Genomic DNA, 12818 nt, shown 5'->3' with positions numbered 1-12818 from the left:
ATGGTTTTCAAAACGAGCGACAATCCGCGCCATGCAAATTCCTGGTACGCCGCTTCGGCCGGCGACAGGAAAGTCCGCCCTGCCCTCGATGGCGAGATCTCGGCGGATGTGTGCGTGATCGGTGCCGGCTTTACCGGCATCTCTGCGGCGCTGGAACTTGCCGAACGCGGCTACTCTGTCGTCGTACTGGAAGCCGAACGCATCGGCTTCGGCGCTTCGGGGCGCAATGGCGGCCAGATCGTCAACGGCTACAGCCGCGACCTTGAAACGATTGCGAGGCGATATGGTCAAGAGAAGGCCATCGAGCTTGGGAAAATGTCGCTCGAAGGTGGCGAGATCATTCGTACCCGCGTCACCAAATACGGAATCGACTGCGATCTCGTCCATGGCGGTTTTTTTGCCGCCTTTACGGAAAAACAGATCCGCGAGATGGAGGTCCACAAGGACCAGTGGGAAAAGCACGGACATGCCGGGCTGGAAATGGTCGCCAAGCGGGATGTCGGGAAATATGTGAAGACCGACCGTTATGCCGGCGGCATGATCGACAAGCTCGGAGGCCATATACATCCGCTCAATCTGGTGCTCGGAGAGGCTGCCGCCCTCGAAAATCTCGGTGGGCGCATCTTCGAAGGCTCGCGTGTCGTGGACTTGGACCTCAGCGAAACGCCCGTGGTCCGTACCGCCAAGGGTTCGGTCCGAGCGTCCTACGTGCTCGTCTGCGGCAACGCCTATCTCGCGCCGCTGCTGCCGGAGGTTCACGGGCGGATGATGCCCGTCTCCAGCCAGGTCATGACGACGGAGCCGCTTGATCCTGCGCTCATCGAAACCCTGCTGCCGGCCAATTATTGCGTCGAGGATGCCAACTATATCCTCGACTACTATCGCCGCACCTCTGACAATCGTCTGCTCTATGGCGGCGGCATCGGCTACGGCGGGCACGATCCGAAGGATCTGACCGGCATCATCCGCCCGAATATGCTGAAGACATTCCCGCAGCTGAAAAACGTCAACATCGACTACGCCTGGAGCGGCAATTTCGCGCTGACGCTGACGCGCATCCCGCATATGGGCCGGCTTTCCGACAAGGTCTACTTTTCCCACGGCGACAGCGGCCATGGAGTGACAACCACGCATCTGCTCGGAAAGATTCTGGGTGAGGCTGTCGCGGGGCATGCCGAACGCTTCGACATATGGGCTTCGCTGCCCAATCTGCCTTTTCCTGGCGGCAAGACGCTTCGCGTGCCGCTGACCGTTTTGGGGGCATGGTGGTACGGGTTGAGAGACAAGCTCGGACTATAGGTCCGCGGCCTCAGAAACTCGGATAACTTCCCTTCATGAACTGCCCGAGCTGGATCTTTGCCGAGGCCTTAAAATCCTCGATGATGCTTTCCGCCTCCGGTTCCGGAACCAGCAGCGCCAGGCGCACGGCGCTGGCCGCGAGGTGAAACATCATGAAAACCAAGCGGACATATCGGTCGTGCAGGCCGTCCGCAACGAACGCGCCCGTCGCATCCGCAAAGATCCGGCTATGCACGCGGGACTCTGCGATATCCATATCCGCAAGAGCCTTGTCGGCCTGGATCGCATTGATGAGATCCTGGACCGGTGGGTTGTTCCTGACATTCGCATAATAGAGGTCGATCAGCCTGTCGATGGCGCCAAACGCATCCTGTTCCGTCTGCAGGTCGGCAACGCTTTCATTGACGAAACTCAGAACCTGTTCCGCATACTTCTCATAGAGCATCGCGATGATCGCGGACTTGTTTGGGAAGTATTGATAAACGGAGGCGATCGGACCACCTGAAAGCGCCGCGATCTCTTTCATGGTCACCGCATCGATACCCTTCCGGCCGATCAGTTCCATGGATACCTTCAAGATTTCGTCGATACGCTCGCGGCTTCTTTCCTGTTTCGGTATCCGGCGAAGGGTGCCCCGCCCTGGCCCTTGCGTCGACTCTGGCATTTCGCGAACCGTCTCCTTCTAACAGCGCCCCTCGCGGTGCATCTGGCGGCGCTTCTATCGACGCCCATCAATGCACCTACATAGATTTTGTCTTTTTATACGACGGGTGGAGATATTCGGATCAAGCTCGATAGAATTTTTTTACAATACTTCCCGAAACTTCGCCAAAAAGACCGCGAAGTGGCCGGGAAATACCGTAGTGCGATGGGGTTTTGCTTACCGCCACCGCTCGACAAGCTCTGCCAAGGCTCTGTCGACGATCGTTTCCACGCTGGCGTCGATATCCACCGTGACGACACCCTCCTCGTTCGCGGGGCTCTCCAGGGTCGCAAGCTGGCTCTGCAACAGGGAGGTCGGCATGAAGTGACCCTTGCGCTCGCCCATGCGCTTTTCCAGCACTTCCGCCGCGCCGGTGAGGAAAACAAAATTGAGCGATCCGCCGCTCGCCTTGCGCAAACGTTCGCGATAGACCTTTTTCAGTGCCGAACACGTCACCACGATGCTTTCGCCGCGCAGCCGGGCTGCGGCCAGCTCGCCCCCCACGAGATCGAGCCACGGCCAGCGGTCCTCGTCGGTCAGCGGAATGCCTTTCGCCATCTTTTCTACATTCGCCTCGGGGTGCAGGCGATCGCCCTCGACGAAGGCGCAGCCGAGCCGTTGGGCAAGCAGTTGCGCGATGGAGGTCTTGCCAGCCCCGCTTACCCCCATGACAACGATTGTTCGGGGGGACTGTCCGTGCGTCTCGGTGCTCACGTCGATGTTTCCTTTCACGATTGTCCTATCGCAATATCTGTCCAAACATGGGTTTCACAAGCCTGCTCAGCGCTTACGTGCATCTTTGCCAAGGACCAAGGGCATCAGCACGGAAAGAACCATCAGCCGCAAAACATGGTGAGCACCGACATAGGTGGGATCTGCGTGCAGCATGACAGCCATCGCCGCCATGGTCTCGAGACCGCCGGGCGCAAAGGCTATCAGAGCGGCCGCGAGGGGGACCCCCGTGATGTGGGAAACGGCGAAAGCGATTGCCGCAGCCAACGCCGTCACCACGACAGTCACCACGCCGCCGGCGACGAACGCCATGCGTATCGCTCTGATCGATACTCCGCTGAAGCGCGTACCGATGATCGATCCGAGAGTGACATAGGTCGGAATGAGCAGCCAGTTCGGCACACCGCCGGTGACGAACCCGGTTACATGCGTGCTGATCGAAACCACGACACCGCCCAGAAGAAGCGCGGCAGGAAACTGCCAGCGCAGGAAAAGCAGGCCCAGTACCAAGGACACGCAAAGCGTGGCAAGCAGGATAGGCATGCTCATGACTTCCGCCGGCATCACCGGGGCACCACCTACCAGGCCGAAATAGTCGACGATAAGCGGAGTGGTGATGGTAAGCGCCAATACCCGCACGCTTTGGGCGACGCTGACGGTGCGCAGGTCGCCGCGCGTTTCCGCCGCGAGGCTGAGAATGTAGCTCAGATGGCCGGGGGACGAAGCCAGAAGCGCCGTGGTCCGGTCATAATGAAATATCCGCTGCAGCACCCAGCAGCTGGCGAAGAGCAGGATGACGAGCGCAATCGGCACCATGACGAAGCTCAGCGGCCAGGTGCGTGCCGCCACGATCACATCCGGCGTCACGCTTGTCCCCATCGAGACACCGATGATGACGAAGCAGATATTGCGGAGCTCTATCGGTACCCGGAGGGTCAATCCAAACAGTCCGGCAATGGTGATGACGACGGCGGGACCAATCAGATAGGGGGCCGGAAGTCCGACAACGGCTGCCGCCACGGCGCCGGCGGTCCCGATCAGCGCAGTCAGCGCGTAAGCGCGCAGTTCCGAAAAGGGCATGGCTTGGTCCTGAAGGCGCCACAGGAAGAATGGCTGCAAAGCCGAAAACGCCTGCCGTCCTTCTATTGCAAATGCAGCGAAGGTCAACCATCAGGACATGACAAAAACTCAAAAGGCGCCGTCACTGCAGACGACGCCCTTGAAACAGCAAGCAATCGGAATCAGGCAGCCGGCGCTACGATCTTCGGCATATGCGTGTCGATACCGAGCAGGAAGTTGATCTGCGGGCGGGCCTTCACCAGGTCATCGATCGTGTAGTCGGCAAGTACATCGAAGAACGCATTGAGCGCCTTGCGAAGCGCCGAATTCAGGCCGCAGCTATCGACGAGCGGGCATTCGGCGACGCCATCCTCGAAACATTCGGCCATCGCGAAGCTGTCTTCAGTGACTTTGACGACATCAAAGAGAGTGATGCGATCAGCGCTGCGGCCAAGCCTCACACCGCCGTTGCGGCCGCGCACGGTTTCGACCAAACCAGCCTTGTTGAGCGGCTGCAGGATCTTGAACAGGAAAAGTTCGGAGACCCCATAGGCCCGGGCGATCTCCGGGATGCGGCTCAGGCGGCCCTCATTAGCGGCGCAATACATGAGCATTCGTACTGCGTAGTTCGTCTGTTTGGTCAAACGCATGCTGGTCTCCCAAGACTCGTACCTACCCTATATAGAGACTTCCCTAGTTTTGAACAATTCCAAAATAAGGAAATTGTGATCAAGTTTTCTCACCTGCCTGAAACTCCCCCATTGACGCCGGATTGAGAACATGACTTTGGTCGTCAACAAACAACCTCAGGAGGATTTTTCGATGCCTATCCGCAGCCCCCTTCGGCTCCTTGCACTTCTGGGTGCATCCGTGCTCGCCACAGCCTCAACGGCATGGGCCGATGGCGAGGTGAACATATACTCATATCGTCAGCCGGAATTGATCAAGCCGCTGCTCGACGCGTTCACCAAGGAAACCGGCATCAAGACCAATGTGCTCTTCCTCGACAAGGGGCTCGTCGAGCGCATCCGTGCCGAAGGCGCCAATTCGCCGGCCGACGTGATCATGACCGTTGACATCGCCCGCTTGACGGAAGCCAAGGAAGGCGGCGTTACCCAGGCCGTTACGGACAACGCGACCATCAGCAAGGATATTCCGGCCAATCTTCGTGATCCTGCAGGCGAGTGGTTCGGACTGACGACGCGCGGCCGCGTCGTCTACGCCTCAAAGGAGCGCGTCACCCAAACGGCAATCACCTATGAGGAACTGGCCGATCCGAAGTGGAAAGGCAAGATCTGCATTCGCGACGGCCAACACTCCTACAATATCGGCCTGTTCGCCTCGATGGTCGCCGTTCATGGCGAAGCCTATACGGAAACATGGCTGAAGGGCCTGAAGAACAACCTCGCCCACAAGCCGAGCGGCGGCGACCGCGATCAAGCCAAGGCAATCCTTGCCGGTGAATGCGATATCGCGCTTGGCAACACCTATTATGTCGGCCTCATGCAGACGAACGAGAAGGAGCCGGAGCAAAAGAAGTGGGCCGAGGCAATCAAGATCATCTTCCCGAACTCCGCTGATCGCGGCACGCATGTCAACATTTCAGGCATGGCGCTCGCCAAGAACGCGCCAAACAAGGCCAATGCGGTCAAGCTGATGGAATTCCTGGCTTCCGGCAACGCCCAGAAGATCTATGCCGAGCAGGTATTCGAATATCCGGTTACGCCGGGTGCCGAACCTTCGAGCATCGTGAAGGCTTTCGGGCCGATCAAGCCGGATACGCTGTCGCTTGCCGACATCGCCGCCAACCGCAAGAAGGCCTCCGAACTCGTCGACAAGGTCGCTTTCAACGAAGGTCCCGAGAGCTGAGTTCAGCCAAACCTCGCCCTAGAGGCCACAACAAAACAAAAGCCGGCTTCGACGCCGGCTTTTGTCATTGTCGGGATAACGCGCCCGGAGACCCGCTGGTCAGTCTTCGCGTTCCGTGACAGAATATTCCATGCTTTCGCGCGATCTGCACATCGTCCTGACGATCCTCTATGAAGCAGGCGCTTCCCGCGTTCCGGCCTCGCAGATAGCTTGGACAAGCGACATGACACCAGCCCTGAACCGGGCACTGAACATGCAGTATATCGTCCATCGCGACGGCAAATCCGAACGGCTCTTTTCACTGACCGAAGCCGGCTATGCCGCGATCGATCGGCAGCCTCCCGCTTACATGTCGATTTCTCGCACGATGCGGCTGTTATTCCGCATTGGCGACGGTTCAGTGAAATAAGCTTGTATTGGAATTTAGCTTGCCATCGAAACGGCGAGCCAAGCCGGTACTGCCAATGCCGCCAGGACCACAAGCAAACTGATGCCCATTTTGGCCAAATACGCGCGGCGGGCGCGCCTTGCATCCCACTCGTATACCATGAACTCCCACTCCTACTCAGCGAGCTAAATTAGATCAGTCTTCACAGACGTCAACAGTCCGCTATGAAACACGGCTACCTTGCGCCAGACCGACTTTTTAGCTCTTGCGAATATTTGCGGATATCCTGCTGGCGCTGCGGCGTGCCCGGATGGCTCGACAACATGCTCGTATCACCGTGATCGCCAAGCTTTTCCTCCAGAAGCGCGAAGAAGCGGGCGAGCGCCGCCGGATCGTAGCCGGCAGCATTCATGAATTCGACCGATCGGCGATCGGCTTCCGCCTCTGCCGAGCGCGAATAGGACAGCGCCACCAAGGCGCCCCCTTGCGTGAGGATGTCCTCGACGCCGGATCCGACATCCCCGGCGATCAGCATGACCAGCGCCGCGACACCGGCAACGCGATAAAGCTGGCGGAGACTGTGCTCCCCTTCCACATGGGCAATCTCGTGGCCGAGTACGCCAAGGATCATCTCGCGGTCGCCCGCGGCAAGCTTCACCAGATCATCGGTCAGAATGAGGTTTCCATCGGGAAGGGCCAAGGCATTCGGGCCAATCACCCCCCCATCGCGGAAATTCAGGGTATAGGCCTGTTTGCCGCCTTCTGAATGAGCGGCCAGTTTTTCAAACCCTTCGGAGATCGCCTGCCGCTCCGCTTCCGGCAGTTCCGTTGGTTTCAAGACGGTTTTGTCAAGCGAGGCAAGCGTGCCCGAACCGATCATCTCAGGCACGAAGGGTGGAGTCACGAGGATCGCGACTTCCACAAGTGCCGGCAAAGCGAAACGATAGATGGAGGCAGCCAGCACGATGACCGCGATGGTGATGGCGATCAGACGCGGATGGAACTGCTCGAGGCGATGAACAAAACCGCTGCGCGCACCCCGCTGAGTGCGCAGATAAGCATCGATCGCATCGTTGTCGCGCGTTTCCAGCACCGAACCGTCGGGAAAGGTCAAACGCCGGGGAATCGACCCCACTCTCGGGCTGATCTCCACCCTTTCCGGGACCGCCATCGCAAGTACCGTCCCCTCCCCTTCCGCAACCAGCCGGCCATTCTCGGCCCGCAGGACGGACGGTGTCGCGTGGCTCGAATTGGCGGGATGCCATTCGCCCCTCGCTATGACGGCAGGATCAGAAGCCAAAATCGAAACCTTCCATATCCATGTACTCGGCGCTGATCGCCGCACCTGTCGCCTCGATCGACGACATGACTTGGCCAGGGTCTCCATGGATGCGGATGCCTGTGTGCTCGTTGACATACCTCGCCAGGCGTACCGCCGCCCAGGGACGCATCAGTCCGAGCGTAAAGATCGTGACGATGACGTTGGAAATTGCAATCCAGGCGAAACGCCACCGGGAGAGATCGCTCAGCAGTTCGTGACGGCCGTCCAGTTTTGCTGCCGACCAGGCCACATTGCGCACGCCCGCACGATAGAAGAGGCCGGCAAGGCCGTAAAGGAGAAAGGCAAGAACGACGGCCGGGAACGCGGCAAATGCAAACCTGCCGATCGTCTCTTCGCTTGATACCCCATCGCCGCCCGAGAGCGCCCCCGAAGCGACCGCGATGGATATGATAATGGCCGTGGAAACAAAGGCTCCGAAGAGGAACATCAGTGCCGGCAGAATCCAGACGCGATAGAGCGACCCCAAAGAGGGATCCGTCGAAAATGCCCGGTCACCATAACGAAGGTTGTTGAAGACGTAACGCCAACTCCAGCGGCTTGCCAACGGAGCAAGGATACCGAGGGAAATGAAGGCCACGATGCTGCCGAGCATGATGGCCACGAAGGCACCACCTGCCGAGCCCACAAAATCGAAGCGCACGTTGCGATAGCTCGTGACGCGGGCATTGAAGCGCAGGCCGCGCATGATCAGCCAGGGCAAGGCGACGAGGATCAGGACGGTCGTCACAGCCGAGAACAGCGGGTTGATGGCGGTAAGCAGGTTGACCACGATCAGGAAGGCAAAAACGATCACGCGTCCGATAAATATCTGCTTGCCGGTGGCGTGATATTCGAAGGCCCGTCCGAGAATGACGGTATTGCCGTTGAAATAGCGCTTACGTCGCACTTTTGCCCAGGCGGAATAGATGCCCAAGGTAATGATCGTCAAAAGAACGTTGACGATCCAGATGCCGAAATATTCGCTGGCATTGCCGGTGAAGGATGCGCGCTCGAATTTTCCCGCCTCCACCGGAGGTTTCGCCTGAAATTCCATGAAACAATATCCCCGTTGAACCCTTCAGATTCGATTTGGCCGAATCCAGAAGCATCTTAAGGTGAACAGTTGTCATTTCAACTACAGGTAAGGGCGCCGATTCAAATCGTCATAAACGGAAACGGGCCTCCGAAGAGGCCCGTTGACACGTTGAACTGACTTTTCGCCTACTTCATCGTCGGCATGACGAATTCGGCTCCATCCTTGATGCCGGACGGCCAGCGGGCGGTGATCGTCTTTGTCTTGGTCCAGAACTTGATCGAATCCGTGCCGTGCTGATTGAGGTCTCCGAAGCTCGAAGCCTTCCAGCCGCCGAAAGAGTGATAGGCGAGCGGAACCGGGATGGGCACGTTGATGCCGATCATGCCGATATTGACGCGGCTTGCAAAATCGCGGGCAGCATCGCCGTCACGGGTGTAGATGGCAACGCCGTTGCCGTATTCGTGCTTCATCGGAAGCGAGAGCGCATCCTCGTAACTCTTGGCACGAACGACCGACAGTACCGGCCCGAATATCTCCGTCTTGTAGATATCCATCTCCGGCGTGACGTGGTCGAACAACGTGCCGCCCACGAAATAGCCGTCCTCATAGCCCTGCAGCTTGAAGCCACGGCCATCCACGACCAGCTTGGCACCTTCTTCAACACCGCGGTCGATCAGGCCATTGATGCGGGCATGTGCCTCCTTGGTGACGACCGGCCCCATGTCGGCCTTGTCGTCCGTATAGGGGCCGATGCGCAGCGACTCGATCTTGGGCGCGAGTTTTTCGACCAGAAGGTCGGCCGTTTCCTCGCCAACCGGAACGGCAACGGAAATCGCCATGCAACGCTCGCCGGCAGAACCGTAGCCCGCACCCATCAGGGCGTTGACCGCCTGGTCCATGTCAGCGTCCGGCATGATGATCATGTGGTTCTTGGCGCCACCGAAGCACTGAGCACGCTTGCCGTTCATCGCCGCCGTGCCGTAGACGTAGCGCGCAATCGGCGTGGAGCCGACAAAGGTAACTGCACCGATATCCGGATCGGTCAGGATCGCGTCGACAGCAGCCTTGTCACCGTTGACGACATTCAGGATGCCGGCCGGCAGACCTGCCTCGATCATCAGTTCGGCAAGGCGCAGCGGCACGGACGGATCGCGTTCGGACGGCTTCAGGATAAAGGCGTTACCGCAGGCGATCGCCGGGGCGAACATCCACATCGGGATCATGGCCGGGAAGTTGAACGGCGTGATGCCGGCGCCGATGCCGACGGGCTGGCGCATCGAATACATGTCGATCGCAGGGCCGGCGCCTTCGGTGAACTCACCCTTCTGCAGATGCGGGATGCCGCAGACGAATTCGCAGACCTCAAGACCGCGCACGATGTCGCCTTTCGAGTCCTCGACCGTCTTGCCGTGTTCCTGGGAGAGCAGTTCGGCAAGCTCGTCCATGTGCTTGTTCAGCAATTCGACGAATTTGAAGAAGACGCGGGCGCGACGCTGCGGATTGGTTGCCGCCCATTTGGGCTGCGCTGCCTTGGCATTCTCGACAGCGGCACGAAGTTCCGAAACGCTGGCGAGAGAGACCTTCGCCTGGACCTCACCGGTCGCCGGGTTGAAAACGTCCGCGGTCCGGCCGCTGGTGCCGGCGACGTGCTTGCCGCCAATGAAATGCCCGATCTCACGCATGGGATGCTCCTCCTGTTTTTTTGGATGGCGAACAATCACACTTCAATTTGCACAAATCAATGAGCCGAGATAAGCAACCGTTGTGCGGAAATTAAAGCCCGATCATTGAACCGGCGCTTTCTCTCAAGCTTCTTGGGACTTGGGGCGGGCACCGCGACGGACAAGACAACTCAATAAGAGGAGGCCTATGAATGAGCGGGAAACATGTCCTCAGAATGGCAGAGCTTGAGGTCGATCCGGCTCAGCTTGACGCCTATTGCGCACTTCTGGCCGAGGAGATCGAGGCATCGATTTCGCTGGAAGCTGGCGTCCTTTCCCTGAATGCGGTCGCCTTCAAGGACAGTCCGCACAGAATCCGCATCCTTGAGGTCTATGAAAGCCGGGAAGCCTATGAGGCGCACCTGCAGACGCCGCATTTCCTGAAATACAAGGATGGGACGATGAACATGGTGACGTCTCTCACGCTTGTCGATGTCGAACCCGTCATGATGCGCAGCAAGCCATGAACTGGGACGATGTGCGCATGTTCCTTGCCGTTGCGCGAAGCGGCCAGATCCTTGCAGCCTCCCGGCGGCTCGGCATCAACCACGCCACATTGGGGCGGCGGGTGACCGCACTGGAAGAAGACCTGCGGACGCGGCTGCTTATCCGCCGCACCAATGGCTGCGAATTGACTGCGGAAGGCGAGATCTTCTTCCGGGCCGCCGAGCGCATGGAAACGGAAATGCTCGCAGCACAGGCGAGTACGGGACGGATAGACACAGCAGTCGCGGGGACGGTGAGGATCGGTGCGCCGGACGGATTCGGTGTCTCGTTCCTGGCATCGCGGCTCGGACGATTGACCCGCCGGCATCCGGACCTGAAGCTGCAACTCGTGCCGGTGCCGCGCTCCTTCTCGCTGTCCCAGCGGGAGGCGGATATCGCCATCACGATCGAGCGGCCGGAACAGGGCCGGCTCGTCTCATCGAAACTTACCGACTACACGTTGGGCCTCTATGCCTCCAAAAGCTATCTCGACCAGGCCGGGACACCAGAAACCGTCGAAGCATTGAGAGCGCATCCCCGCATCGGTTACGTGGAAGACCTGATTTTTTCCCCCTCGCTCAATTTCACCGGCGAGGTAATGCGCGACTGGGATGCAAGTTTCGAGATATCGAGCGCGATCGGGCAGACGGAAGCCGTGCGGTCAGGCGCCGGCATCGGCATTCTGCACGACTACGTGGCGCGGCAATCTTCCGAACTGAGGCGCGTGCTGTCGGATATCGTCATCCGGCGCTCCTATTGGACCACATATCATGAAACCACGCGCGACCTGATACGTCTGCGCACCGTGGTGGATTTTCTGAAGGAACTGGTCGACGAGGAGCGACACATCTTCGTGTAGTCGGTGCATCGACCTTGAAGGAGGGAAGCGGCTCCACGGACTATTCCGCGGATGGAAGAAAGAGGACCGGCCGCCGAAGCGGCCGGACACCTGAACATCAGGTAAGCAAGAAGGTGGAAACCGGAACCTGCAGGGCTGCGGCAATGCGTTTCAATTTTGCCGGATCCGCATCCATGCCATTTTCGACACGGAGGATCTCATCGCTGACGAGGCCGGTCGTGACGGCAAGTTCGTCGATACTATAGCCCATCGCACGTCGGGCTTCGGCAACTGCGGAGGCGATGTGCTGCGGAGAAAGCGTAGTTCCGTTCGCAGATGCGAAATTATTGATGGAAATTGTCATCCTCATGACTCCTTCTAAAAAGGCCTGTCGCGCAGGGCGAACAGGTGAAGGGGGCCAAAGCCCAAGACGCAGATGTCCAAAATTTTGGGCACCTGCTGCCACAAACATAGGCATGTCAGCAATTGTGACAAGACCTGATAGTGCAGTGCACAAGATTGTGTCCGTTTCCGGACCATACAAGGGCGAGGCATCCAGAAACCGTCGAATGTCCGAAGAATTTGTCCGTTTAGCGTTTTTCGGCCAGCCGAAATAAGACTGAGAGAGCTGCTCCAGTCGAGATAAGGCCTCTCCCGGCGATCGACTTGTCTTGAATAGAAATGGTACGGTTGGGGGGTCTCGAACCTCCGACCTCAGGTGCCACAAACCTGCGCTCTAACCAACTGAGCTACAACCGCACAAAAACCGCCAAAGCGGTATTTCGGGTCACATACGGTGATCGGACTCGTTTTGCAAGTCCCTTCTTCAAATAGAAGAGGGCCGGAACCTGCTCCAGCCCTCTTCTTGAAATCAGCGCGTAGAAATCAGGCGACCTTGAAAGTCGCGATAACCTTTTCGGCCGCGACCTTGCTCGGCTGCGAGACATTTTCGGCGAGCTTGCGGGCTGCATCCTGAATGGACTTGGCCTGCTCGACCGTAACTTCGGCCTGCTTGCGGATGAAGGCGGTCTGCAGCTCGAAAAGCTCCGACACGGACTTGACGCCGAGCAGCGCCTCCATGTGGGACAGCGACAGGTCGGTATTGGTACGCCACGCGTCGATAGCCTTAAGGCCGAGTTCTACCGAACCTGCCTGGGCCGACTGCAGTGTGGATTCCACCGTCTTGGTAGCTTCCTCAGCGGCGGTTTTCATCTTAGCATAAGCGTCGCGTGACTGGGCGCCGCCCTTTTCAGCAAACTCGCGGAAGCTCTCGGTGAGCTTGGCCGGATCGAAAGCGGAGAAGGAAAAGATGTCGTCTGTCTTGTATGCCATCGTTTCTGGTCCTCGTTGGCGTTTTCTTCGGCAG

14 protein-coding genes and 1 tRNA gene are annotated in these 12818 nt (G+C 58.7%); 5 read left to right on the top strand and 10 right to left on the bottom strand.

The genetic code is table 11. From position 1 onward, the window contains the following. Window positions 1-1299 (top strand): NAD(P)/FAD-dependent oxidoreductase, encoded by a 1299-nt coding sequence (locus C5L13_RS01775; protein ID WP_105381536.1) that lies wholly within the window; start codon window positions 1-3, stop codon window positions 1297-1299. A 10-nt stretch (window positions 1300-1309) separates the two neighbouring features. On the opposite strand, the gene C5L13_RS01770 is transcribed toward C5L13_RS01775, so the two are convergent. From C5L13_RS01770 to rirA, 4 genes are all read right to left on the bottom strand, one after another. Then, window positions 1310-1963: a TetR/AcrR family transcriptional regulator gene (locus tag C5L13_RS01770; protein ID WP_105381535.1), complete on the bottom strand. Its 654-nt coding sequence runs from the start codon at window positions 1961-1963 to the stop codon at window positions 1310-1312. A gap of 216 nt (window positions 1964-2179) precedes the next feature. Continuing rightward, complete coding sequence (locus tag C5L13_RS01765) at window positions 2180-2716, bottom strand: gluconokinase (protein ID WP_280952587.1); 537 nt, start codon at window positions 2714-2716, stop codon at window positions 2180-2182. Window positions 2717-2782: 66 nt separating this feature from the next. Beyond that, on the bottom strand, window positions 2783-3814 hold the full coding sequence (locus C5L13_RS01760; RefSeq protein WP_105382035.1) for an AbrB family transcriptional regulator: 1032 nt from the start codon (window positions 3812-3814) through the stop codon (window positions 2783-2785). A gap of 161 nt (window positions 3815-3975) precedes the next feature. Next, on the bottom strand, window positions 3976-4443 hold the full coding sequence (gene rirA / locus C5L13_RS01755) for an iron-responsive transcriptional regulator RirA (protein WP_105374620.1): 468 nt from the start codon (window positions 4441-4443) through the stop codon (window positions 3976-3978). A 172-nt stretch (window positions 4444-4615) separates the two neighbouring features. On the opposite strand from rirA, the gene C5L13_RS01750 reads away from it, so the two are divergent. Then, window positions 4616-5662: a Fe(3+) ABC transporter substrate-binding protein gene (locus tag C5L13_RS01750; protein ID WP_105382034.1), complete on the top strand. Its 1047-nt coding sequence runs from the start codon at window positions 4616-4618 to the stop codon at window positions 5660-5662. Window positions 5663-5792: 130 nt separating this feature from the next. Then, the gene (locus C5L13_RS01745; protein ID WP_158693369.1) at window positions 5793-6071 is read left to right on the top strand and encodes a hypothetical protein; all 279 of its coding nucleotides are present in this window, start codon (window positions 5793-5795) and stop codon (window positions 6069-6071) included. 214 nt (window positions 6072-6285) lie between these two features. Here C5L13_RS01745 and C5L13_RS01740 read toward each other — a convergent pair whose 3' ends face one another. From C5L13_RS01740 to C5L13_RS01730, 3 genes are all read right to left on the bottom strand, one after another. Next, window positions 6286-7350, bottom strand: a complete 1065-nt coding sequence (locus C5L13_RS01740) for a M48 family metallopeptidase (protein WP_105381532.1) — start codon at window positions 7348-7350, stop codon at window positions 6286-6288. Further along, the gene (locus C5L13_RS01735) at window positions 7340-8425 is read right to left on the bottom strand and encodes a YjgN family protein (RefSeq protein WP_105381531.1); all 1086 of its coding nucleotides are present in this window, start codon (window positions 8423-8425) and stop codon (window positions 7340-7342) included. Before C5L13_RS01735 ends, C5L13_RS01740 begins: the two co-directional genes overlap by 11 nt. Window positions 8426-8592: 167 nt before the next feature. After that, window positions 8593-10089, bottom strand: a complete 1497-nt coding sequence (locus tag C5L13_RS01730; protein ID WP_105381530.1) for a CoA-acylating methylmalonate-semialdehyde dehydrogenase — start codon at window positions 10087-10089, stop codon at window positions 8593-8595. A gap of 191 nt (window positions 10090-10280) precedes the next feature. On the opposite strand from C5L13_RS01730, the gene C5L13_RS01725 reads away from it, so the two are divergent. Together C5L13_RS01725 and C5L13_RS01720 are read left to right on the top strand one after the other, a co-directional pair. After that, window positions 10281-10595: a putative quinol monooxygenase gene (locus C5L13_RS01725; RefSeq protein ID WP_105381529.1), complete on the top strand. Its 315-nt coding sequence runs from the start codon at window positions 10281-10283 to the stop codon at window positions 10593-10595. After that, window positions 10592-11473, top strand: a complete 882-nt coding sequence (locus C5L13_RS01720; RefSeq protein WP_105381528.1) for a LysR family transcriptional regulator — start codon at window positions 10592-10594, stop codon at window positions 11471-11473. The genes C5L13_RS01725 and C5L13_RS01720 overlap by 4 nt, the downstream gene beginning before the upstream one ends. 97 nt (window positions 11474-11570) lie before the next feature. Here C5L13_RS01720 and C5L13_RS01715 read toward each other — a convergent pair whose 3' ends face one another. The 3 genes from C5L13_RS01715 to C5L13_RS01705 all read right to left on the bottom strand — a co-directional run bounded on the left by C5L13_RS01715 (window position 11571) and on the right by C5L13_RS01705 (window position 12784). Beyond that, the gene (locus C5L13_RS01715; protein ID WP_105382033.1) at window positions 11571-11816 is read right to left on the bottom strand and encodes a helix-turn-helix domain-containing protein; all 246 of its coding nucleotides are present in this window, start codon (window positions 11814-11816) and stop codon (window positions 11571-11573) included. A gap of 318 nt (window positions 11817-12134) precedes the next feature. Next, window positions 12135-12211, bottom strand: a tRNA-His gene (locus tag C5L13_RS01710). A 126-nt stretch (window positions 12212-12337) separates the two neighbouring features. Further along, window positions 12338-12784, bottom strand: coding sequence for a phasin (locus C5L13_RS01705; RefSeq protein WP_105381527.1), 447 nt, complete (start codon window positions 12782-12784; stop codon window positions 12338-12340). Window positions 12785-12818: the final 34 nt, after the last annotated feature.

This window comes from Neorhizobium alkalisoli (assembly GCF_002968635.1).
Lineage (GTDB): Bacteria > Pseudomonadota > Alphaproteobacteria > Rhizobiales > Rhizobiaceae > Neorhizobium > Neorhizobium alkalisoli.
This window is presented reverse-complemented; position numbering and strand designations above follow the sequence as displayed.